A 21,806-nucleotide genomic window follows, 5' to 3' on the forward strand; every position below is an offset into this window, starting at 1 on the left:
GGGGCGGGATGGCCCCGCCGCGCCCATCCCTGCAATGGCCGAGGTCAGTGTTTTTCGGCTTGCAGCGCGGCCGCGATCACGGCGCGTTCATCGCAGGCGGCGCCGTTCAGGAAGGCATTGAGCAGCACGGCCGATATCGACGCCAGCAAGATGCCGGATTCCAGCAGCGTATGCAGCGAGTGCGGCAGCCACTGTTTGAAGTCGGGCGCGATCAGCGGCACCATGCCGATGCCGATCGACACTGCCACGATCATGGCGTTGTGGCGGTTGCCCTTGAAATCCACGCCGGAAAGAATACGGATGCCGGTCGCGGCGACCATACCGAACATGACGATGCCGGCGCCGCCCAGCACCACCGTGGGCAGCGATTCCACCAGCGCGGCCATTTTGGGCAACAGGCCCAGCACGATCAGGATCACGCCGCCGGCCACGCAGACATAGCGGCTTTTCACGCCGGTCACTGCAACCAGCCCGACGTTCTGCGAAAAGCTGGTGTACGGAAAGGTGTTGAAAACGCCGCCGATCACGGTGCCCAGGCCATCGGTGCGCAGGCCGCGGGCCAGGTCCTGCTGGCCGACCTTGCGGCCGGTCATCTCGCCCAGCGCCAGGAACATGCCGGTGGATTCGATCATCACCACCACCATGATGAGCGACATGCTGAGGATCAGCATCGGGTCGAACTGCGGCATGCCAAAGTGAAACGGCAGCACCACGTCGACCCACTCGGCGCGGCTGACTTTCTCGAAGGTCATGATGCCCAGCGCCGAGGCCGCTACCGCGCCGATCACGATGCCCAGCAGCACCGAAATGTTGGCGACAAAGCCGCGCGCATACTTGACGATCAGCAGGATGGTCAGCAGCACCAGCGCGGCCACGGCCAGCCCGGCCGGATCGGCATAGCGCGGGTTCAGCATCGACGGCATGATGGCAAAGCCTTGCGGCACCGGCGGCAGCGGGCTGCCGGGTGAGGTTGCCTGCGCCAGCCACTGCGCATAGGCCGGATCGACGATGACCGGCGCGGTCGGGCCGGCCGGGTTGCCGAAGATCCAGTTGATGCCGACGCGCATCAGGGTGATGCCGATCAGCGTGATGATCGTGCCGGTGACCACCGGCGGGAAGAAGCGAAGCATCTTGCTGATGAGCGGTGCAACCAATATGGACACGATGCCCGCACCGATGATGGTGCCGAACAGGGTCTGCGCGCCCGCCGTGCCCGGATGGGCGTTGGCCATGGCCACCATGGGCGCTACCGACGCGAACGTCACGCCCATCATCACCGGCAGCTTGATGCCGAACCACTGCGTGGCGCCCAACGCCTGGATCAGGGTGACAAGGCCACAGCAGAAAAGGTCGGCGGAAATCAGCATCGCGACTTCGGCGGGCGACAGGTTCAGGGCGCGGCCAACGATCAGCGGCACGGCCACGGCGCCCGCATACATCACCAGTACATGTTGCAGACCCAGCGCCGCGAGCTTGCCTGAGGGCAGACGCTGGTCGACGGGATGAACCTCGGGGGACACGCGGGGTGCTGCCTGCATAGCCAAATCTCCTGGCGGAGTAGGGGTGTCGGTCGGGGGGGGAATTCCTGTGGCGCTTAACTGTGTACCGAAAATGTATACAAAACGAGAGGCATGCAGAATAGAGGAAAACCCGGTGCAAATCAGGGGCCAGCGGTATGGGGGAATGCTGCGGCTTTTGGGGCGGGAACCGCGCGGCAACGAGGTGCCCGCAGTCGGGCCGGTGAGGCAGGGAGCGCGTGTGCTGAGCGATCGGAACCGGCCAGCTGAAAGCTGGCCGGTGGGTGGCGGGTCAGATCACTCGTTCAGAACATTTCGGTCAGATCATCTCGGACAGATCCTGTCGATCCGGCCCGCGCCCTTCAGGCCGGTTGGAGCAAGTCGGCCAGTGTGCGCGCGATGACCTTGGTGGCGCGGCGCAGGTCTTCGAGCACGACGCGTTCGTCGCTGCGCTTGGCGTGCGATTCAAGCACCGTGCGCGGGCCCGCGCCGTAGATCACGCCGGGAATGCCGGCTTCGGCATACAGTCGCACGTCGGTATAGAGCGGCGTGCCCATGGCAGGTATCGGTTCGCCGAAGATGGCTTCGCCGTGTTTCTGGATGGCGCTGACGAGCGGCTGGTTGCCGGGCAGGGGGCGCATCGAGTTGGCCAGCAGCAGGCGTTTGATCTCGACCTGGATGCCGGGCGATTGCGCCGCGGCTTCCTGGATGATGCGGCGGATGTCGGCTTCGACGTCGGCGGCGTTTTCTTCGGGGATCATGCGGCGGTCGAGCTTGAAGCTGACCTTGCCCGGCACTACGTTGGTGTTGGTGCCGCCTTCGATGCGTCCGATATTCAGGTAGGGGTGGCTGATGCCCGGCACCTGCGAGGTGACCTGCTGGTACAGCGTGTTCTGGGCATACAGCGCGTTCAGGATCTTGACCGCGCCTTGCAGCGCATCCACGCCGCTGGCCGGAATGGCGGCATGCGCCATCTTGCCGTGCACGGTTACTTCCATTTGCAGGCAACCGTTGTGCGCAGTGACGACTTCATAGCTGAAGCCGGCGGCGATCAGCAGGTCGGGCTGGGTCAGGCCTTGGCGCAGCAGCCAACCGGGGCCGAGCAGGCCGCCGAATTCTTCGTCATACGTGAAGTGCAGTTCGACCGAGCCGTGCGTGGGCTGGGCAACGGCTTCCAGCGCTCGCACGGCGAAGGTGAAGCTGGCGAAATCGCTTTTGCTGACCGCGGCGGCGCGGCCGTACAGGCTGCCGTTGTCGATCTCGGCGCCATAGGGGTCGTGCTGCCAGCCGTCGCCGGGCGGCACCACGTCGCCGTGCGCATTGAGCGCCACGCGCAGGCCGGGGCCGTATTCGCGCCGCACGATCAGGTTGGTGATGGATTGCAGGCCGTAGTCGCGGACTTCCTGGTCGGGTACGGCGTGCGCTTCGGCGTCGAAGCCGAAGTCTTGCAGGAGTTCGGCGGTGCGCACGGCGTGCGGCGCGTTGTTGCCGGGCGGCGTGTCGGTGGGCACACGCACCAGGGATTGCAGGAAGCGGACTTCTTCGTCGAAGTGGGCATCGACCCAGGCGTCAAGGCGGGCGTAGTCGGTCATGGAGTGTCTAGCGAGTGGAAATGTCGTGGGCAAGATCGTTCAGCAGGCCTTGCATGGCCTGCGCGGCCAGCTGCATGTCGTCTCGGGTGGTGGATTCGCGGGGGTTGTGGCTGATGCCGGCGTTCTGGCCGCGCACGAACAGCATGGCCTGGGGCATGACCTCGTGCAGTTTCATGGCATCGTGGCCGGCGCCGCTGGGCATGCGGTGCACGGGCACGCCCAGGGCGTCGACCGCGCGTTCCCAGCGTTGCTGCCAGTCGGGCGCGCTGGGGGCGGCCGAGGCGCGCATGGTTTCCTCGAGCGTGTAGCGTACGCCGCGCCGCTCGCACAGGGTCGCCAGTTCGGCCAGCACATCATTGACCAGGGCATCGCGCTGCGGATCGCTGGGCGCGCGCAGGTCCAGGCTGAAGCGGCATTCGCCGGGCACCACGTTGATCGAGCCGCTGGGTACTTCCAGCATGCCGATGGTGCCGACCGAATCGCCGTCGCGGGCGGCGCGCTGTTCGAGATACAGCGCCAGTTCGGCGGTGGCCGCGGCCGCATCGCGTCGGCGGTTCATGGGAGTGGTGCCGGCGTGGCAGGCCACGCCCAGCACCTGCACCTGGTAGCGCACGCTGCCGTTGATGGACGTGACGATGCCCAGCGGCAGCCCCATTTCGTACAGCACCGGGCCTTGTTCGATATGGACTTCGATGAAGCCCAGGTAGCGGCGGGCATCGCGCCGCAGCTTGGGGATGTCGTCAATGCACAGGCCGGCGTGCTGCATGGCTTCGCGCAGGGTGATGCCCTGAGCATCTTTCTGGTCGAGCCATTGCGGCTTGAAATCGCCGATCAGGGCGCCAGAGCCAAGGAAGGTGGCGCGATAGCGCTGGCCTTCTTCTTCGGCAAAGCCGATGACTTCAAGGTGGTAGGGCAGGCGACGGCCCTGGCGGTGCAGCTCGCGCACGCAGGCCATCGGCACGAAGATGCCCAGCCGGCCATCGTATTTGCCGCCGTTGCGCACGGTGTCGTAATGGCTGCCGGTCATCAGCGTGAGCGCGTCGGGCCGATCGGCGTGGTAGCGCCCCACCACGTTGCCGACGGCATCGATTTCGACTTCGTCGAAGCCGCAATCGCGCATCCAGTGCGAAATGCGCTGCGCGCAGGCGCGATGCGCGTCGGTCAGGTAGGTGACGGTGAGCTGGCCCTTTTCGGCGTAGCCCGGGTCGCTGTGAACGGCCAGGCGTTCCTGCCAGTCCCAGATGTCGTTGCCCAGCGTCAGGTCCTGGCCGAACTTGTCGGCCAGGCGCAGTTGCGCGATGCGATGGATATTGCGCAGGGCTTCGTCGCGCTCGATGTCGGGCGGGTTGTCCAGCCGGCGCGCGAATTCATCGATGATCTGCGCGCGAGTGAGGCCGGTGCCGCGCGCGCCGCGCACGGCCAGGATGAACGGGAAGCCGAAGCGGGCGTTGTAGTCGGCGTTCAACTGCTGCAGGCGGTTGAATTCCTCGGGCGAACACTGCGTCAGGCCCGCCTGGGTCTGTTCGTGGGTGGATTCTGCCGTGAGGTCCTGGCGCACCATGGCGCGTCCGGCCAGTTCGGGGTGGGCGCGAATGAGCGCCAGGCGCGCGTCCAGCGGGGCGGCGTCGACGGCACGCTGCAACTGGTCCTGCAGATGCGCGAGCGACCGGAACGGCCGGGCCGCGAGCGCCTGGCGGGCGATCCAGGGCGAATGCTCGTACACGCCGTCGAGCATTGCGCAAGCCGCATCGGGCGCGGCGGCATTGAGTTGTTCCAGGGTAAGGGCCATGGTGGCGGGGCTCAACGGTTGGGGGTGTAGGGATGAACGGTCTTCCAGTGCCGGGCGATATCCAGCCGCCGGCACACCCAGACGCGGTCGTGGCGGGCGATGTGGTCCAGGAAGCGCTGCAGTGCCGTGATGCGTCCCGGGCGCCCGAGCAGACGGCAGTGCATGCCGATGCTGAGCATCTTGGGCGCTTCGTCGCCTTCGGCATAAAGCGCGTCGAAGCTGTCTTTCAGGTACTGGAAGAAGGGGTCCGCGTGCGAATAACCCTGCGGCAGCGCGAAGCGCATGTCGTTGCAATCGAGCGTGTAGGGCACGATCAATTGCGGCGCGACCGTGCCGTCGGTCTTTTGCACCTGCATCCAGAAAGGCAGGTCGTCGCCGTAGTAATCGCTGTCGTATTCGAAGCCGCCGTAGTCGGCCACCAGGCGGCGGGTGCGCGGGCTGTCGCGGCCGGTGTACCAGCCCAGCGGGCGCTGGCCGGTGAGCTGCGTGATGGCGTCCATGCCCAGCCGCATGTGTTCGCGTTCGGTGGTTTCGTCGACGTTCTGGTAGTGAATCCAGCGCCAGCCATGGCAGGCGATTTCGTGGCCGAGTTCGACGAAGGCCGCAGTCAGTTCGGGATGGCGTTGCAGCGCCATGCCGACGCCGAAGACGGTCAGTGGCAACTGGCGCTTTTCGAATTCGCGCAGGATGCGCCAGACGCCGGCCCGCGAACCGTATTCATAGATGCCGTCCATGCTGACATGGCGGTCGGGATAACTGGCCGGATTGAACATCTCGGACAGGAACTGTTCGGACCCGGCGTCGCCATGCAGGACGTGGTTTTCGCCGCCTTCTTCGTAGTTCAGCACGAACTGCACGGCGATGCGTGCGCGGTCGGGCCATTGCGCGTGCGGCGGGTTGCGGCCGTAGCCGACCAGGTCACGGGGGTAGGGCAGCGTGGAATCGTAGAGGGCCATGGCGGGTGAGGCGTGAGGCCGGCAGGCGCCGGCGGCGGTTGATACGGGTGGACGGGGTTGGCTGGCCCTGCGGCCAGCGACCGTGCCGTTCATGATGGGCTAAACAATAGCTGGAAAGCAAGAACGTGTATACAATTTCTGTACATCATCCAGGATAACCATGAGACGGCCGGGCACCGCCCCGGCACCAGGAGACACCATGGGCTTGACCACGCACGTACTCGATACCATGCACGGCTGTCCGGCCGCCGGCATGTCGGTGGCGCTGTATGCCACGGACGGCGACACGGCCACGCCGATCAGCCGCCACACCTTGAATGCCGATGGGCGCACGGCGGGCCCGCTGTTTTCCGATGGCGACCTGAAGGCCGGCACCTACCGCCTGGTGTTCGATGTGGCGGGCTATTTCAAGGCGCGGGGCGTGGCCCTGCCCGACCCCAACTTCCTGAACCGCGTCAGCCTGGACTTCGGCGTGGCGCGTACCGACCAGCACTATCACGTGCCGCTGCTGGTCAGCCCCTGGAGCTACTCCACTTATCGGGGTTCCTGAACCCCGCGCATCAGGGTATTCCTGATGCGCGGCCACGCTGCGAAGCGTAGTTTCGAGTACAAAAACTGCATACAATTCTCCGATCTTGATCGCAGCGGTGCGGGGCCCGACGGCCTTGTGCGCGATCTGTCTTCTGCTTACAGCGCCCGCGGTGGTAGGCAGTGTGGCGGCGCCCTTTCCCGGCCCGCCCGCTGCGAGGGGCATGAATGGAAAGCTACTACCTGGATTGGGTCAATCTGCTGCTGCGCTGGGCCCACATCATCACCGGCATCGCCTGGATCGGCACGTCGTTCTATTTCGTCATGCTGGACAACAGCCTGGAGAAGCCGCGCGACCCGGAATCCCTTGAAAAAGGCGTGGGCGGCGAGCAATGGGCGCTGCACGGCGGCGGCTTCTACAACATGCAGAAGTACGCGGTGCAACCCAAGAAGCTGCCGGAACACCTGCACTGGTCGTTCCTGGAAAGCTACAGCACCTGGGTCACCGGCTTCCTGCTGTTCTCCATGTCCTATTTGTGGAATGCCAGCACGTACTTGATAGACCGCTCCAAGATGGATTGGGCGCCGTCGACCGCGGTGATCGTGGCCTTGGCCTTCTTCGTGGCGTTCTGGTTCGTGTACGACGGCATCTGTCGTCTGTTCGGCCGTGGCAAGCACGGCGATCGCATCGTCGGCGTGCTGGTGGCCTTGTTCATCGTGCTGGCGTCGTGGCTGGCCTGCCACTGGTTCGCGGGCCGCGCCGCCTTCCTGCTGGTGGGCGCCATGATGGCCACCACCATGAGCGCCAACGTGTGCTTCTGGATCATTCCGGGGCAGCGCCGCAACGTGGCCGCGATGCGCGCGGGCAAGCCGGTGGACCCGGCCAACGGCCAGCGCGGCAAGCAGCGCAGCGTGCACAACACCTATTTCACGCTGCCGGTGGTGTTTGCAATGATGAGCAACCACTATAGCTTCACGTACACGCACGCCTACAACTGGATCGTGCTGCTGCTCATCATGCTGGGCGGCGCGGCCATCCGGCAGTTCTTCGTGGTGCGCCATCGTTTCAAGCTGGGCAATGCGCGCAACCCGTGGCCTTATGCACTGCTGGGCGTGGCGGTACTGGGCCTGACCATCGTCTGGATGCAGCCGGCGCCGGTGGCCGCTGCCGTTGCCGCGCCCGCGCCAGCCGCGGTGTCGTATGCCCAGGTGCGCCAGGTGTTCGAACAGCGTTGCCTCCTGTGCCATGGCGAGCAGGTGCAGATGAAGGGGGTGCGGCTGGATTCCCCCCTGCAGGTCGCTACCCATGCGCAGGCGGTGTACCAGCAGGCGGTGGTGTCCCGGATCATGCCGATGGGCAATTCCACAGGCATGACCGAGGACGAACGCGCCTTGCTGGGGGCCTGGTTCCAGGCCGGCGCCAAGACGCAATAGACGGTCAGCGTAAATCCCCGGCCGGCCACCCCATCGCGCCAAAGCCGGCCGCGCAGAATCCTGCCTCAGCCGTTGCGGTACAGAAAGCTGTAGGCGTTGATCGCCGGTACCCCCCCGAGATGCGCGTACAGCACTCGCGAGCCCGCCGGGATTTCTCCGCGGCGCACGATGTCCATCATGCCTTGCATGGATTTTCCCTCGTACACCGGGTCGGTCATCATGCCCTCCAGCCGGGCGCACTGGCGGATGGCGTCGTTGGTCTCGGCCGACGGCAGGCCGTAGGCGGGGTAGGCGTAGCGGGTGTCCAGCACCACGTCGCTGTCGGTGATGGGGCGGTCCAGGCCGACCAGGTCGGCCGTGCGCCGGGCGATGCGCAGGATCTGCGCGCGGGTCTGGTCGGGCGTGGCCGAGGCGTCGATGCCGATCACCCGGTCGGCGCGGCCATCGGCGGCAAAGCCCACCACCATGCCCGCCTGCGTGCTGCCGGTGACGGCGCAGACCACGATGTAGTCGAACTTGAAACCCAGTTCGGCCTCTTGCCGGCGCACTTCCTCGGCGAAACCTACATATCCCAGCCCACCCAGTTCGTGGTCGGACGCGCCCGCGGGGATGGCATAGGGCTTGCCGCCGCGTTTTCGTACGTCTTCCAGGGCCTCTTCCCAGCTGCGCCGAAAGCCGATATCAAAGCCCTGGTCGACCAGCCGCACGTCGGCGCCCATCAGCCGGCTCATCATGATGTTGCCGACCCGGTCGTAGACGGCGTCTGAATAGTCCACCCAGTTTTCCTGCACCAGTACGCAGGCCAGGCCCAGCTTGGCGGCCACCGCCGCCACCATGCGGGTGTGGTTGGACTGGATGCCGCCGATGGTGACCAGGGTGTCGCAGCCTTGTTCCAAGGCCTGCGGAATCAGGTATTCCAGCTTGCGCAGCTTGTTGCCGCCGAAGGCCAGGCCGCTGTTGCAGTCTTCGCGCTTGGCGTAGATCTCGACCTTGCCGCCCAAGTGGGCGGACAGGCGCTCGAGCTTTTCGATGGGGGTGTCGCCGAAGGTCAGGCGGTGGCGGGCAAAGCGTTGCAGATCCATGCGGGCTCCTGGAAGTCGGGTCCGGGCGAGGGGTGCCGCGGATGGAAAAATCATAGGAATCGCAGGGTTTTTCGGTCAATTGCGTATTTTTTTAAATTCGATGATTTAAATTTTCTTCATGGATTATTTTTGGATTTAATATTTATAAAAATAAATATCCGAAGAAATTAAATTTTCAGGGACGCATTGAATGACTGCCATCGCCGGACTGGACCGCATCGACCGCCACATCCTGCGCCTCTTGCAGCAGGACGCGCAGATCACCAATCTGGACCTGAGCGCGCGCGTGCACCTGAGTCCGGCCGCGTGCCTGCGGCGGGTCGAAAAGCTGAAGGCCGAAGGCATCATCAAGAAGACGGTCGCGTTGCTCGAACCGGCCGAGGTCGACATGGCCACCCTGGTCATCGTGGGCGTGGTGCTGGACCGCTCCACGCCCGACTCCTTCACCGACTTCGAAGCGGCCGCCCGAGGCATCAGCGGCTGCCTGGAATGCCACCTGGTGGCGGGGGAGTTCGACTACTTCCTGATGCTGCGCATCCGCGACCTGGAACGCTTCAACAAGCTGCACGCGGGCGAGATCATCAAGCTGCCCGGCGTGCGCCAGATCCGCACTTTTTTCGTGCTCAAAGAGATTCTGTCGACCACTGAACTGCCGGTCTGACGAGGCTAATGCGCAACACCCTGTGCGCGGGCACAAAAAAATGCCGCAATGCGGCAATTTTGGTTAGCGGAATTTGGTGGTGCGTAGACGGCGTTTTTGCAGGGGTTCGACGGACATTCCAACACTGCATGAAGCCATTCCACAGACGCTTTTGCGTCACGCAAACGCAAGAAGACGCCCTTAAACTCAAAGGGTTATACTTTCATTCATACGGCTATCAAGGCTTGTACGCGCCTTCTGCCCCTGCTATCCGCTCAACGGGAAGCCCGTGTCGCGGAAGGTTTTCCTGCATCGTGTCGAGTGAAGCACTCGTAAAGGTGAAGCGATATGTCTTCGGAAATAGAATCTCTATCCACGTCTTATCTCTTTGGGGGTAACGCCCCTTATGTTGAGGAGCTTTACGAAGCCTACCTCGACAATCCCGGTTCGGTACCTGACAACTGGCGCGAATACTTCGACCAGCTGCAACATGCTCCCGCTACCGACGGCCAGGAATCCACCCGCGACCAGGCCCACGCTCCCATCGTCGAATCGTTCGCCCAGCGCGCCAAGGCCAATGCCTTCGTGCAACGCGCCGCCGAACCCGACCTGAGCGTCGCCACCAAGCAAGTGTCGGTGCAATCGCTGATTGCTGCCTACCGCTCGCTGGGTTCGCGCTGGGCTGACCTGGATCCGCTCAAGCGCCAGGAACGTCCGCCGATCCCCGAACTCGATCCGGCCTTCTACGGCCTGACCGAAGCCGATCTGGACCAGACCTACTCGGCCACCAACACCTACTTCACGACCGCCAGCACGATGACGCTGCGCGACATCCTGAAGGCGCTGCGCGACACGTACTGCCGCAGCATCGGTGCTGAATTCACGCACATCTCCGACCCCGCCGCCAAGCGCTGGATCCAGGAACGCCTGGAAACCACCCTGGGCGCGCCCGCCTACTCGGTCGAAGAAAAGCGCCACATCCTGCAGCAGCTGACCGAGTCCGAAGGCCTCGAGCGCTTCCTGCACACCAAGTACGTCGGCCAGAAGCGTTTCTCGCTGGAAGGCGGCGAAAGCTTCATCGCCTCGATGGACGAAGTGGTGAACCACGCCGGTGAAAACGGCGTCCAGGAAATCGTGGTCGGCATGGCCCACCGCGGCCGCCTGAACCTGCTCGTGAACATCATGGGCAAGATGCCTGGCGACCTGTTCGCCGAGTTCGAAGGCAAGCACGCCGAAGGCCTGACCGACGGCGACGTGAAGTACCACAACGGCTTCTCGAGCGACCTGTCGACCCGTGGCGGTCCGGTGCACCTGTCGCTGGCGTTCAACCCGTCCCACCTTGAAATCGTCAACCCCGTGGTCGAAGGCAGCGTGCGCGCTCGCCAGGAACGCCGCGGCGATGCCGAAGGCAAGCAAGTGCTGCCGGTGCTGGTGCACGGCGACGCGGCTTTCGCCGGCCAGGGCGTGGTGATGGAAACCCTGAACCTGGCCCAGACCCGCGGCTACGGCACGGGCGGCACGCTGCACATCGTCATCAACAACCAGATCGGCTTCACCACGTCCGACCCGCGTGACTCGCGTTCGACGCTGTATTGCACCGACGTGGTCAAGATGATCGAAGCGCCGGTGTTCCACGTCAACGGCGACGATCCCGAAGCCGTCGTGTTCGTCACCAAGCTGGCCCTGGACTACCGCCTGCAGTTCCGCCACGACATCGTCGTGGACATCGTCTGCTTCCGCAAGCTGGGCCACAACGAGCAAGACACCCCGTCGCTGACGCAGCCCCTGATGTACAAGCGCATCGGCCATCACCCCGGCACGCGCAAGCTGTACGCCGACAAGCTGACCACGCAAGGCGTGCTGGCCGAAGGCGAAGCCGACCAACTGGTCAAGGACTACCGCCAGCTGATGGAAGACGGCCAGCGCACCATCGAACCGGTGCTGACCGACTACAAGAGCAAGTACGCCATCGACTGGTCGCCGTTCCTGGGCGCCAAGTGGACCGACCAGGCCGACACCGCCGTGCCGCTGGCTGAACTGAAGCGCATCGGCGAACGCATCACCGCCGTGCCGGAAGGCTTCACGGTGCACCCGCTGGTCGCCAAGCTGCTGAACGACCGCCGCACCATGGCCAAGGGCGAGCTGAACCTGGACTGGGGCATGGGCGAACACCTTGCCTTCGCGACCCTGGTGTCCTCGGGCTACGCCATCCGCATCACCGGCCAGGACTCGGGCCGTGGCACGTTCACGCACCGCCACGCCGTGCTGCACGACCAGAATCGCGAGCGCTGGAACGACGGCACCTACATCCCGCTGCAGAACGTCTCGGAAGGCCAGGCGCCGTTCACCGTGATCGACTCCGTGCTGTCCGAAGAGGCGGTGCTGGCGTTCGAATACGGCTATTCCAGCGCTGAACCGAACACGCTGACCATCTGGGAAGGCCAGTTTGGCGACTTCGTCAACGGCGCCCAGGTCGTGATCGACCAGTTCATCAGCTCCGGCGAAGCCAAGTGGGGCCGCCAGTCGGGCCTGACCCTGATGCTGCCGCACGGCTACGAAGGCCAAGGTCCCGAGCACTCGTCGGGCCGCATCGAGCGCTTCCTGCAACTGTGCGCCGACAACAACATGCAAGTGGTTCAGCCGACCTCGGCTTCGCAGATCTTCCACGTTCTGCGCCGCCAGATGATCCGCCCGTTCCGCAAGCCGCTGGTGCTGTTCACGCCGAAGTCGCTGTTGCGCAACAAGGACGCCGGTTCGCCCCTGACCGATCTGGCCGGCGGCAGCTTCCGCCCGGTCATCGGTGAAGTCGACGAGGCCATCGACGCCAGCAAGGTCAAGCGCGTGCTGGCTTGCTCGGGCAAGGTGTACTACGACCTGGTCAACGCCCGCCGCGAGCGTGGCGCCGACAACGTCGCCATCGTCCGTGTCGAGCAGCTCTACCCGTTCGCGCACAAGTCTTTCGAGACCGAACTGCGCAAGTACCCGAAGGCGACGGAAGTCATCTGGGTGCAGGACGAACCGCAGAACCAAGGTGCGTGGTTCTACGTGCAGCATCACGTGTACGAGAACATGGTCGAAGGCCAGAAGCTGGGCTACGCAGGTCGCGCCGCTTCGGCGTCGCCGGCCGTGGGCTACCTGGCCAAGCACCAGGAGCAGCAGAAGGCCCTGATCGAAACGGCCTTCGCGCCCAAGTTCAAGGTCATGCTGACGAAGTAAACCCGCTGGATGCGCGTGCCGCGCGGCAAGTGTCTGAAACCCCGTTTCGAACCTTGCCGCGCCGCCCCCACAAGAACACACACTTTACGGAACAAACAAAATGGCTATCACCGACGTCGTCGTCCCCCAACTCTCCGAATCCGTCTCCGAAGCGACCCTGCTGACCTGGAAGAAGCAGCCCGGCGCTGCCGTCGAAGCGGACGAAATCCTGATCGAAGTCGAAACCGACAAGGTCGTGCTGGAAGTGCCGGCCCCCGCCTCGGGCGTGCTGGCTGAAATCGTCAAGGGCGACGGCAGCACCGTCACCTCGGGCGAAATCCTGGCCCGCATCGACACCGCCGGCAAGGCCGCCGCCGCCGCGACCGCCCCCGCCGCCGAAGCGCCCAAGGCCGCGCAAGCCGCCGCTGCCCCGGCCGCTGCCGCCCCGGCATCGACCGCCGCCGCTGGCGTGGCTTCGCCCGCCGCAGCCAAGATCCTCGCCGAAAAGGGCGTGGATGCCGCCAACGTCGCCGGCACCGGCCGTGACGGCCGCGTCACCAAGGGCGACGCCCTGAACGCCAGCGCCCCCGCCGCCAAGGCCGCACCGGCCAAGGCCCCGGCTGCTCCCGCCCCGACCACGCTGTCGCTGGACGGCCGTCCGGAACAGCGCGTGCCGATGAGCCGCCTGCGCGCCCGCATCGCCGAGCGCCTGCTGCAATCGCAGCAAGAAAACGCGATCCTGACCACGTTCAACGAAGTGAACATGCAAGCGGTCATCGATCTGCGTAGCAAGTACAAGGACAAGTTCGAGAAAGAGCACGGCATCAAGCTGGGCTTCATGTCGTTCTTCGTCAAGGCCGCCGTGGCCGCCCTGAAGAAGTACCCGCTGATCAATGCCTCGATCGACGGCAAGGACATCATCTATCACGGCTACTTCGACATCGGTATCGCTGTCGGCAGCCCGCGTGGCCTGGTGGTGCCGATCCTGCGCAACGCCGACCAGCTGTCCATCGCTGAAATCGAAAAGACCATCGCTGACTTCGGCCGCCGCGCTGCCGACGGCAAGCTGGGCATTGAAGAAATGACCGGCGGCACCTTCTCGATCTCCAACGGCGGCGTGTTCGGTTCGATGCTGTCGACCCCGATCATCAACCCGCCGCAATCGGCCATCCTGGGCGTGCACGCCACCAAGGATCGCGCCGTGGTGGAAAACGGCCAGATCGTCATCCGCCCGATGAACTACCTGGCCCTGTCCTACGACCACCGCATCATCGACGGCCGCGAAGCCGTGCTGGGCCTGGTCGCCATGAAGGACGCCCTGGAAGATCCGCAGCGCCTGTTGCTGGACCTGTAATCTCGGCGCCCCGCGCCCGGCGCCGCCGCGACCCTCGGTCCGCGGCGCCCGGCCGGCTCCGAGCCGGCTTGCGCGGGCCGGGGCGAGTTCCACACCCTCCTCATTCGCGAGAACACTATGTCCAAACAATTTGACGTCGTCGTCATCGGCGCGGGCCCCGGCGGCTACATCGCCGCCATTCGCGCCGCGCAGCTCGGCATGTCGGTGGCTTGCATCGACGCCTGGCAGAATGGCCAAGGCGGCCCGGCTCCCGGCGGCACCTGCACCAACGTCGGTTGCATCCCGTCCAAGGCGCTCCTGCAATCGTCCGAGCACTTCGAACAAGCCAACCACCACTTCGCCGAGCACGGCATCGAAGTCAAGGGCGTCAGCCTGAAGCTCGACACGCTGATCGGCCGCAAGAACACGGTGGTCAAGCAGAACAACGACGGCATCCTGTACCTGTTCAAGAAGAACAAGGTCACCTTCTTCCACGGCAAGGGCGCGTTCAGCGGCCAGGTCGACGGCGGCTGGGCCATCAAGGTCACCGGCACCACCGAAGAAGACCTGGTTGCCAAGCACGTCGTGGTCGCCACGGGTTCGTCGGCGCGCGAGCTGCCCGGCCTGCCGTTCGACGAAAAGGTCGTGCTGTCCAACGACGGCGCGCTGAACATCGGCGCCGTGCCCAAGACCCTGGGCGTGATCGGTGCGGGCGTGATTGGCCTGGAAATGGGCAGCGTGTGGCGCCGCCTGGGTTCCGAAGTCACCATCCTGGAAGCGATGCCGGAATTCCTGGCCGCCGCCGACGGTCAAGTGGCCAAGGAAGCCCTGAAGGCCTTCACCAAGCAAGGCCTGAACATCCAGATGGGCGTCAAGATCGGCGAGATCAAGGCGACCGCCAAGTCGGTGACCGTGCCCTACGTCGACGCCAAGGGCGCCGAGCAGAAGCTGGTCGTGGACAAGCTGATCGTCTCGATCGGCCGCGTGCCCTACACCGGCGGCCTGAACGCCGACGTGGTGGGCCTGAAGCTGGACGAGCGCGGCTTCGTGGCCGTGGACGGCGACTGCAAGACCAACCTGCCCAACGTCTGGGCGGTGGGCGACGTGGTGCGCGGCCCGATGCTGGCGCACAAGGCCGAAGAAGAAGGCGTTGCCGTGGCCGAGCGTATCGCCGGCCAGCACGGCCATGTCAACTTCGACACCGTGCCGTGGGTGATCTACACCTCGCCGGAAATCGCCTGGGTCGGCAAGACCGAACAGCAGCTCAAGGCCGAAGGCCGCGAGTACAAGGCCGGCAGCTTCCCGTTCCTGGCCAACGGCCGTGCCCGCGCCCTGGGTGATACCACCGGCTTTGCCAAGGTGATCGCCGACGCCAAGACCGACGAGGTCCTGGGCGTGCACATCGTGGGCCCGATGGCCTCGGAGCTGATCTCGGAAGCCGTGACGATCATGGAATTCCGCGGCGCCGCCGAAGACATCGCCCGCATCTGCCACGCGCACCCGACGCTGTCGGAAGCCGTGAAGGAAGCGGCGCTGGCCGTTGACAAGCGCGCCCTGAACTTCTGATCCTGCGCCGCGCTGTCGCATAGCCAAGGGGGCGGGTTCTCGGACCCGCCCTTTTTTTCATCCGCTTGACTTTGCCTCCTCCATGAACGTCCGCGAATACTACGAACATGCCCTGGCCGAACGCGGCTACCAGCCCGATGCCGCCCAGAAAAAGGCGATCGATCGGCTGCAGCGCTATTACGACGAATGGGTCAAGTTCAAGGCGTTGCGCTCGAACGCGCTCAAGAAACTCTTGAACCGTCCCGACGTGCCGCGCGGCGTCTACCTGTGGGGCGGGGTGGGACGGGGCAAGAGCTTCCTGATGGACGCCTTCTACGCCACCGTGCCCGTGGTGCGCAAGACGCGCCTGCATTTTCACGAGTTCATGCGCGGGGTGCACCGCGAGCTCGAAGAAGTGAAGGGCATGCAGGACCCGCTGGACGAAGTGGCCAAGCGCGTGGCCAAGCGCTATCGCCTGATCTGTTTCGACGAATTCCACGTGTCCGATGTGGCGGACGCGATGATCCTGCATCGTCTGCTGTTGAAGTTGTTCGAATACGGCACGTCGTTCGTGATGACGTCCAACTACGAGCCGTCCACCCTGTACCCGGACGGCCTGCACCGCGACCGCGTGATGCCCGCGATCGAGCTGATCCAGGCGCGCATGGACGTGATGAACGTCGACGCCGGCGTCGACTACCGCCGCCGTTCGCTCGAACAGGTGCAGTGCTATCACTCGCCGCTGGACGAGCGTGCGCAGGCGGCGCTGCAAGAGGCCTTCAACACCCTGGCCGATACGCCGCCGCAGGAGCCGCTGCTGCATATCGAGCACCGCGAGATCCGCGCGCTGGCGCTGGCCGGTTCGGTGGTGTGGTTCGACTTCGCCACGCTGTGCGGCGGCCCCCGTTCGCAGAACGACTACCTGGAACTGGCCAACCGCTTTCATGCGGTGATCCTGTCCGGCGTGCCGCGCATGGGGCCGCGCCAGGCGTCCGAGGCGCGCCGCTTCACCTGGCTGATCGACGTGTTCTACGACCACAAGGTCAAGCTGATCATGTCGGCCGAATGCGAACCCGAAGAGATCTATACCGAGGGTGCGCTGGCCAACGAATTCCACCGCACGGTCTCGCGCATTCTGGAAATGCAGTCACGCGAGTACCTGGAATCCGAACGCCGCCTGACGGTAACGTTGTAGTTATGCCGCACGCCTGCGCCGCGAGGGCAGGCGTGGCGCGATTTGCGTACTTAAAATTAGTAATGCAAGTCATTATCAATTAACATTTGAAGACTTCAGGTCCCCGCGCCGCAGTCTTCAAGTGTCTTCCACCTTCGTTTCTTCCCCGGCTTCGCACGCCGATGTTCCCGCCACGCATGTCGACGGCCTGTACCGGGACCATCGGCCGTGGCTGTTCGGCTGGCTGCGCCGCAAGCTGGGTTGCGCGCATCGCGCCGAAGACCTGGCGCAAGACGTGTTCGTGCGGGTGATACAGGGCCGCAAGTGCGTGCGCGCGGACGACGCGCGGGCGTTGCTCACCACCATCGCCAAGGGCCTGGTGGTGGATCACCAGCGCCACGCCGCCCTGGAGAATGCCTATCTGACCTACCTGGCCGGCATGCCCGAGGCCTACGCGCCGTCGCCCGAGACCCAGGCCGAGCAGATGCAGGCGCTGATGCAGCTGGACCGCCTGCTGGACAGCCTGCCGCCCAAGGCGCGCTCGGCCTTTCTGTTGTCGCAGCTGGACGGCCTGACCTATCCCGAGATCGCGCATCGCCTGGGCGTATCGCTCAGTTCGGTGCAGCAGTACATGGTGCGGGCGATGTCCGCCTGCTATGCAGCGTTCTATGACTAGCGCTGCGAACCGCGTAGTGGCTGCGCCCGCCGACCCGGTGGTGCGCCAGGCGATTGCCTGGTGGGCCCGGCTGCAGTCCGGCGTGGATATCGACGCCGATCGCGAGGCCTGCCATGCCTGGCTGGCGCAAGACCCCGCGCATCGCCAGGCCTGGGAACGGCTGGAGGCCATCGGCCGAGACGCCCGCCGGGTGCCGGCCGCGCTGGCGCATGCGGCGCTGGACGGCCCGGCATCGCCCGGCCGGCGCAATGCCCTGCGCGCCACGCTGTCGCTGGCCGGGGTGGGCGTGGCGGCGTGGGCCGGCTACCGCCACACGCCGTGGCAGCGCCTGGCGGCCGACCTGAGCACGGGCGTGGGCGAGCGCCGCTCGGTTGCGCTGGCCGACGGCCTGGCCGTCACCTTGAACAGCGACAGCGCGTTGCGCCTGCGCCTGGATGGCGGGGCCCGCGGCATCCATCTGCTGCGCGGCGAAATCCTGGTCAACGCACAATCGCGCCCCGGCGCGGCGGCGCTGCGGGTGGATACCGGCTACGGCGTGCTGGTGGCCGAGAACGCGCGCTTTGACGTGCGCCGCACCGACAGCGGTGCGCGCCTGGGCGTGTACGAGGGCAGCGTATCGCTGCTGCGTGACGGACAGGCCGCGCAGGCCGAGGCGGGCGAGCGGCTGCACTACCGCGACCACGGCAGCGTGGTGCGGCACGCGTCCGACCCCGACCGGCTGGCCTGGGTCGATGGCCTGGTGGTGGCCAAGGATTGGCGGCTGGATTATTTCGCGCAGTACCTGGCGCGTCAGCGCGTGGGGATGATCCGGGTCGATCCGGCCGTGGCCGGGTTGCGGCTGTCGGGTGTGTTTCCACTGGACGACGCCGAGCGCGCGCTGAAGGCGCTGGAGCCGGCCCTGCCCATCGCCGTGACCCGTCATACACAGTACTGGCTGCAGGTCGGTCCGCGCGAGACCTGACCGTTACAATTTTTTTTCACGTTGTCCTGCAGGTTTTTGATTCCCGTACGGAAAGGCAGAGATAGAGACCTACGTATAGGGAGTTTTCGTGTCCGCTTCATCTTGCCCGCGCCTGGGCGCTACCTTGACCGCCGGCCGCCTGGCCGTGCTTGCCGCCACCTGCGCCGGCGCCTGGCTGGCCGCTGCGCCCGCCGCCTGGGCCCAGTCGGCCCCCGCCGAGGCGCAAGCGCCCCGTTCCTACAAGATCGCCCCTGGCGTGCTTGCCGATGCGTTGACCCAGTTCGCGCGCAGCGCGGGCGTGGTGCTGTCGTTCGACCCGGCCCAGGTGCGCGGCCTGCGCTCGGACGGGCTGGACGGCGCCTATTCGGTGGGCGCCGGCTTTGCCCGCATCCTGTCGGGCAGCGGCCTGCAGGCGCGTGGCCAGGCGGGCAATACCTGGACGCTGGTGCCGGCGCCGTCCGCGCCTGCGGGCGGAACGCACACCCTGGCGCCCGTGACGGTGTCGGGCAATTCGATCAGTGCATTGGCCCCCACCGTGGGTTACGTGGCCAGCGCCAGCGTCAGCGCCACCAAGACCGATACCCCGTTGATCGAGACGCCGCAATCGGTGTCCGTGATCACGCGCGAGCAGATCTCGGAGCAGGGCGCGCAAACGCTGAACCAGGTGCTGCGCTACACCCCGGGCGTGGCCACGGAATCGCGCGGCGCCACCGCTACGCGCCTGGACCAGTTCAACGTGCGTGGCTTCTCGGCCTCGACCTACCTGGACGGCTTGCGCGTGTTCGGCGGCCGCGATGCGCTGCCGCAGGTCGATGCCTACCGCCTGGAACGCGTGGATGTGCTGAAAGGCCCCGCCTCGGTGATGTACGGCCAGGGCGGCCCCGGCGGCGTGGTGAACCAGGTCAGCAAGCGGCCGCTGGAAGAAGCGCAGCGCGAGGTCGAGCTGCAGGTCGGCAACTATGACTACCGGCGCGCCAACGTCGATTTCGGCGGTCCGCTGGATGAGGAAGGCAAGTACCTGTATCGCCTGGTGGGGTCGGGCTATATGTCCGACGGCCAGGTCAAGGACACCAAGGAACGCCGCTATTTCGTGTCGCCGGCCTTCACCTGGAAGCCCAACGGTGATACCTCGCTGACCGTGCTGACGAACTTCCAGCGCGATCCCGACATGGGTTCTTATGGCAGCGTGTCGCCGATGCGCACGCTGTTCTCGGCGCCCGACGGCAAGCGCCTGGGGCCGGATTATTACGACGGTGACGCCAACTTCGAAAAGAGCGACCGCAAGAGCTATTCGCTGGGCTACGTGCTGGATCACCGTTTCAACGACACGTTCAAGGCCTCGCAGAGCCTGCGCTGGACCCGTTCCGAAGCGCAGTACCGCAGCATCTACGGCGCGTCCACCGCCAACTACGGCTACACCGACAAGCGCTACCTGTACCAGCAGCGCGCCTCGATCGCGACCGACGTGGAGGTCGGCGCGCTGACCATCGACAACAACCTGCAGGCGCGCTTTGACACGGGCAAGTTCGGCCACACCGTGCTGCTGGGCTTTGACTACCAGCACGTCAAGACCGACACCTTGTCGGGCTTTGGCACCGCGCCCGCGCTGGAGGTGTTGAACCCGAACAACCACCAGAACATCCCGGTGCCGGCGTTCTCGACCGACGCGACCACCAAGCAATACCAGACCGGCCTGTACTTCCAGGATCAGATCAAGATCGACCGCCTGTCGGTGCTGCTGGGCGGGCGCTACGACTGGTCGCGCAACGTCGGCGAGACCACCACCATCGCCACCGGCCGGGTCGCGCCGTCGTCGCTGAGCGCCGAAGCGTTCACCGGCCGTTTCGGGGTGATCTACAACTTCGACAACGGCGTGGCGCCGTACTTCAGCTATTCCGAATCGTTCGAACCGCAGTCGGGCACGGGCTGGAACAACGCACCGTTCAAGCCGATCGAAGGCAACCAGTACGAGGTCGGCATCAAGTACCAGCCGCCGGGCAGCGCCACGATGCTGTCGGTGGCGGCGTTCGACATCCGCCGCGAGAACATGACCACCACCGATCCGGACCCGACGCACCTGTGCGGCACGTCCAACGCCCGCTGCCAAGTGCAGGCGGGCGAGCTGCGCACGCAGGGCATCGAGCTGGAAGCCAAGACCGAGCCGATGCGCGGCCTGACGCTGCTGGCGGGCTACTCGCTGCTGGACAACGCCTATTCCAAGGCCAACCCCAACCTGACCGGTTTCAACCTGAAGGGCAAGTCGCCGGTGGGCGTGCCGTCGCAGCAGGCGTCGGCGTGGGCCCGCTACCAGTTGCAGGGCGGGCCGCTGGCCGGCCTGGGCGTGGGCGGCGGTGTGCGCTACATCGGCTCGTCGTACGTGGATGATGCCAACACCATCAAGGTGCCGTCGGTCACGCTGTTCGACCTGATGCTGGACTACGACCTGGGCCGCATGTCGCCGTCGCTCAAGGGCATGCAGGTGGCGCTGAACGTGCAGAACCTGTTCGACAAGGAATACATCGCCTCGTGCTCGGGCGATTCCTGGTGCTGGTACGGGTACCAGCGTTCGATCAAGGCCAGCCTGCGTTATCGCTGGTAAGCCTGGCCCCAGGGCCCGCGCATGGCCGCGGGCGTCTGGGGTAGGTACTGTTTCGTAGTGAGAATGGTTATAATTCAGACCCTGCCGACACGCAATCCGCCGCGGGGCGGGCCCAGATCGGCGCAGACAACAGGAAAATCGACAATGACATTCGCAAGGACTTTGGCAGCCATCGCGCTGCTGGGCAGCGCCGGCGCGGCGCAGGCGCACTTCGTCTGGCTGGAACGGGCCGATCAGGGCCCGGCGAAAGCCTACTTCGGCGAATGGGCGGACGACCTGCGCGAAAAGCGCGACGGCCTGCTGGGCAAGGTCCTGGTGGCGCCGGTGGTGACCGGCGCCGACGGCAAGGCGCTGAAGGCGTCGGCCGAGGGCGCGGATTTCGTCGAGTTTCCCGCCAGCGGCAAGGGCGATGTGCGCCTGTCGCAGCCGATCCAGTTCAAGGAAACGCTGATGCAGTACGGCGCCAAGGCCGGCCGCAGCGACACCGAGGGCAAGCTGGACCTGGAGCTGGTACCGGCCGCCGCGGGCAGCAATACGTTCGTGCTGCACTTCAAGGGCAAGCCCCTGGCCAAGACCGAAGTCACCGTGTTCGGCCCGCCCAAGTGGGAAAAGCGTTTCCACAGCGACGAAAACGGCCGCATCGAGATCACCACCCCGTGGCCGGGCCAGTACGTGCTGGAAGCCGCCCACGTCGTCGAAGAAGCCGGCCAGACCGACGGCAAGGCCTATACCAAGATCCGCTACGTTTCCACCCTGACCTTCAACGTGACCAAGTGAAAGCTCCC

The 21,806-nt window shown here is 65.5% G+C and carries 16 protein-coding genes; 11 read left to right on the top strand and 5 right to left on the bottom strand.

Annotated elements, in window-relative coordinates; translation table 11 throughout:
* Window positions 1-44: 44 nt before the first annotated feature.
* The 4 genes from U858_RS0126250 to puuE all read right to left on the bottom strand — a co-directional run bounded on the left by U858_RS0126250 (window position 45) and on the right by puuE (window position 5,854).
* Window positions 45-1,538: a nucleobase:cation symporter-2 family protein gene (locus U858_RS0126250; RefSeq protein ID WP_025140099.1), complete on the bottom strand. Its 1,494-nt coding sequence runs from the start codon at window positions 1,536-1,538 to the stop codon at window positions 45-47.
* A gap of 341 nt (window positions 1,539-1,879) precedes the next feature.
* Window positions 1,880-3,109, bottom strand: a complete 1,230-nt coding sequence (locus tag U858_RS0126255; RefSeq protein WP_025140100.1) for a M20/M25/M40 family metallo-hydrolase — start codon at window positions 3,107-3,109, stop codon at window positions 1,880-1,882.
* Window positions 3,110-3,116: 7 nt separating this feature from the next.
* Entirely contained in the window at window positions 3,117-4,898 is a 1,782-nt protein-coding gene (gene uraD, locus U858_RS0126260; RefSeq protein ID WP_025140101.1) for a 2-oxo-4-hydroxy-4-carboxy-5-ureidoimidazoline decarboxylase, read from the bottom strand.
* 11 nt (window positions 4,899-4,909) lie between these two features.
* Window positions 4,910-5,854: an allantoinase PuuE gene (puuE, locus tag U858_RS0126265; protein ID WP_025140102.1), complete on the bottom strand. Its 945-nt coding sequence runs from the start codon at window positions 5,852-5,854 to the stop codon at window positions 4,910-4,912.
* Window positions 5,855-6,053: 199 nt separating this feature from the next.
* Here puuE and uraH point away from each other — a divergent pair, with 199 nt between their 5' ends.
* Entirely contained in the window at window positions 6,054-6,404 is a 351-nt protein-coding gene (gene uraH / locus U858_RS0126270) for a hydroxyisourate hydrolase (protein ID WP_025140103.1), read from the top strand.
* A 206-nt stretch (window positions 6,405-6,610) separates the two neighbouring features.
* On the top strand, window positions 6,611-7,816 hold the full coding sequence (locus tag U858_RS0126275; RefSeq protein ID WP_025140104.1) for a urate hydroxylase PuuD: 1,206 nt from the start codon (window positions 6,611-6,613) through the stop codon (window positions 7,814-7,816).
* 65 nt (window positions 7,817-7,881) lie between these two features.
* On the opposite strand, the gene U858_RS0126280 is transcribed toward U858_RS0126275, so the two are convergent.
* Entirely contained in the window at window positions 7,882-8,898 is a 1,017-nt protein-coding gene (locus U858_RS0126280; protein ID WP_025140105.1) for a 1-aminocyclopropane-1-carboxylate deaminase, read from the bottom strand.
* A gap of 190 nt (window positions 8,899-9,088) precedes the next feature.
* Between U858_RS0126280 and U858_RS0126285 the strand changes: the two genes are divergently transcribed.
* From U858_RS0126285 to U858_RS0126325, 9 genes are all read left to right on the top strand, one after another.
* A complete protein-coding gene (locus U858_RS0126285; protein ID WP_025140106.1) occupies window positions 9,089-9,559 on the top strand; it encodes an Lrp/AsnC family transcriptional regulator in 471 nt (156 codons plus the stop codon).
* A gap of 327 nt (window positions 9,560-9,886) precedes the next feature.
* Entirely contained in the window at window positions 9,887-12,754 is a 2,868-nt protein-coding gene (locus tag U858_RS0126290) for a 2-oxoglutarate dehydrogenase E1 component (RefSeq protein ID WP_025140107.1), read from the top strand.
* A 100-nt stretch (window positions 12,755-12,854) separates the two neighbouring features.
* On the top strand, window positions 12,855-14,087 hold the full coding sequence (gene odhB / locus U858_RS0126295) for a 2-oxoglutarate dehydrogenase complex dihydrolipoyllysine-residue succinyltransferase (RefSeq protein ID WP_025140108.1): 1,233 nt from the start codon (window positions 12,855-12,857) through the stop codon (window positions 14,085-14,087).
* Between the two features lie 117 nt (window positions 14,088-14,204).
* Window positions 14,205-15,632 (top strand): dihydrolipoyl dehydrogenase, encoded by a 1,428-nt coding sequence (lpdA, locus tag U858_RS0126300; protein WP_025140109.1) that lies wholly within the window; start codon window positions 14,205-14,207, stop codon window positions 15,630-15,632.
* 82 nt (window positions 15,633-15,714) lie between these two features.
* Entirely contained in the window at window positions 15,715-16,806 is a 1,092-nt protein-coding gene (gene zapE / locus U858_RS0126305) for a cell division protein ZapE (protein ID WP_025140110.1), read from the top strand.
* A gap of 121 nt (window positions 16,807-16,927) precedes the next feature.
* Entirely contained in the window at window positions 16,928-17,461 is a 534-nt protein-coding gene (locus U858_RS0126310) for a sigma-70 family RNA polymerase sigma factor (RefSeq protein ID WP_025140111.1), read from the top strand.
* Window positions 17,454-18,422 carry a FecR domain-containing protein gene (locus U858_RS0126315; protein ID WP_081821737.1) on the top strand — a complete coding sequence of 323 codons (969 nt, stop codon included), beginning with the start codon at window positions 17,454-17,456 and terminating at the stop codon, window positions 18,420-18,422. The genes U858_RS0126310 and U858_RS0126315 overlap by 8 nt, the downstream gene beginning before the upstream one ends.
* A gap of 88 nt (window positions 18,423-18,510) precedes the next feature.
* A complete protein-coding gene (locus U858_RS0126320; RefSeq protein WP_025140113.1) occupies window positions 18,511-21,021 on the top strand; it encodes a TonB-dependent siderophore receptor in 2,511 nt (836 codons plus the stop codon).
* Between the two features lie 144 nt (window positions 21,022-21,165).
* On the top strand, window positions 21,166-21,798 hold the full coding sequence (locus U858_RS0126325) for a DUF4198 domain-containing protein (RefSeq protein ID WP_025140114.1): 633 nt from the start codon (window positions 21,166-21,168) through the stop codon (window positions 21,796-21,798).
* The last annotated feature ends 8 nt before the right edge of the window (window positions 21,799-21,806 follow it).

Source organism: Achromobacter sp. DH1f (assembly GCF_000633435.1).
GTDB classification, from domain to species: Bacteria; Pseudomonadota; Gammaproteobacteria; order Burkholderiales; family Burkholderiaceae_B; genus Achromobacter; species Achromobacter deleyi.

Excerpts from the sequence above, each read along its gene's own strand:
- uraH (WP_025140103.1), top strand. The coding sequence starts at position 6,054 with ATGGGCTTGACCACGCACGTACTCGATACCATGCACGGCTGTCCGGCC.
- puuE (WP_025140102.1), bottom strand. The coding sequence starts at position 5,854 with ATGGCCCTCTACGATTCCACGCTGCCCTACCCCCGTGACCTGGTCGGC.
- zapE (WP_025140110.1), top strand. The coding sequence starts at position 15,715 with ATGAACGTCCGCGAATACTACGAACATGCCCTGGCCGAACGCGGCTAC.
- U858_RS0126285 (WP_025140106.1), top strand. The coding sequence starts at position 9,089 with ATGACTGCCATCGCCGGACTGGACCGCATCGACCGCCACATCCTGCGC.
- U858_RS0126250 (WP_025140099.1), bottom strand. The coding sequence starts at position 1,538 with ATGCAGGCAGCACCCCGCGTGTCCCCCGAGGTTCATCCCGTCGACCAG.
- U858_RS0126275 (WP_025140104.1), top strand. The coding sequence starts at position 6,611 with ATGGAAAGCTACTACCTGGATTGGGTCAATCTGCTGCTGCGCTGGGCC.
- odhB (WP_025140108.1), top strand. The coding sequence starts at position 12,855 with ATGGCTATCACCGACGTCGTCGTCCCCCAACTCTCCGAATCCGTCTCC.
- lpdA (WP_025140109.1), top strand. The coding sequence starts at position 14,205 with ATGTCCAAACAATTTGACGTCGTCGTCATCGGCGCGGGCCCCGGCGGC.
- U858_RS0126290 (WP_025140107.1), top strand. The coding sequence starts at position 9,887 with ATGTCTTCGGAAATAGAATCTCTATCCACGTCTTATCTCTTTGGGGGT.
- U858_RS0126255 (WP_025140100.1), bottom strand. The coding sequence starts at position 3,109 with ATGACCGACTACGCCCGCCTTGACGCCTGGGTCGATGCCCACTTCGAC.
- U858_RS0126280 (WP_025140105.1), bottom strand. The coding sequence starts at position 8,898 with ATGGATCTGCAACGCTTTGCCCGCCACCGCCTGACCTTCGGCGACACC.
- U858_RS0126315 (WP_081821737.1), top strand. The coding sequence starts at position 17,454 with ATGACTAGCGCTGCGAACCGCGTAGTGGCTGCGCCCGCCGACCCGGTG.
- U858_RS0126325 (WP_025140114.1), top strand. The coding sequence starts at position 21,166 with ATGACATTCGCAAGGACTTTGGCAGCCATCGCGCTGCTGGGCAGCGCC.
- uraD (WP_025140101.1), bottom strand. The coding sequence starts at position 4,898 with ATGGCCCTTACCCTGGAACAACTCAATGCCGCCGCGCCCGATGCGGCT.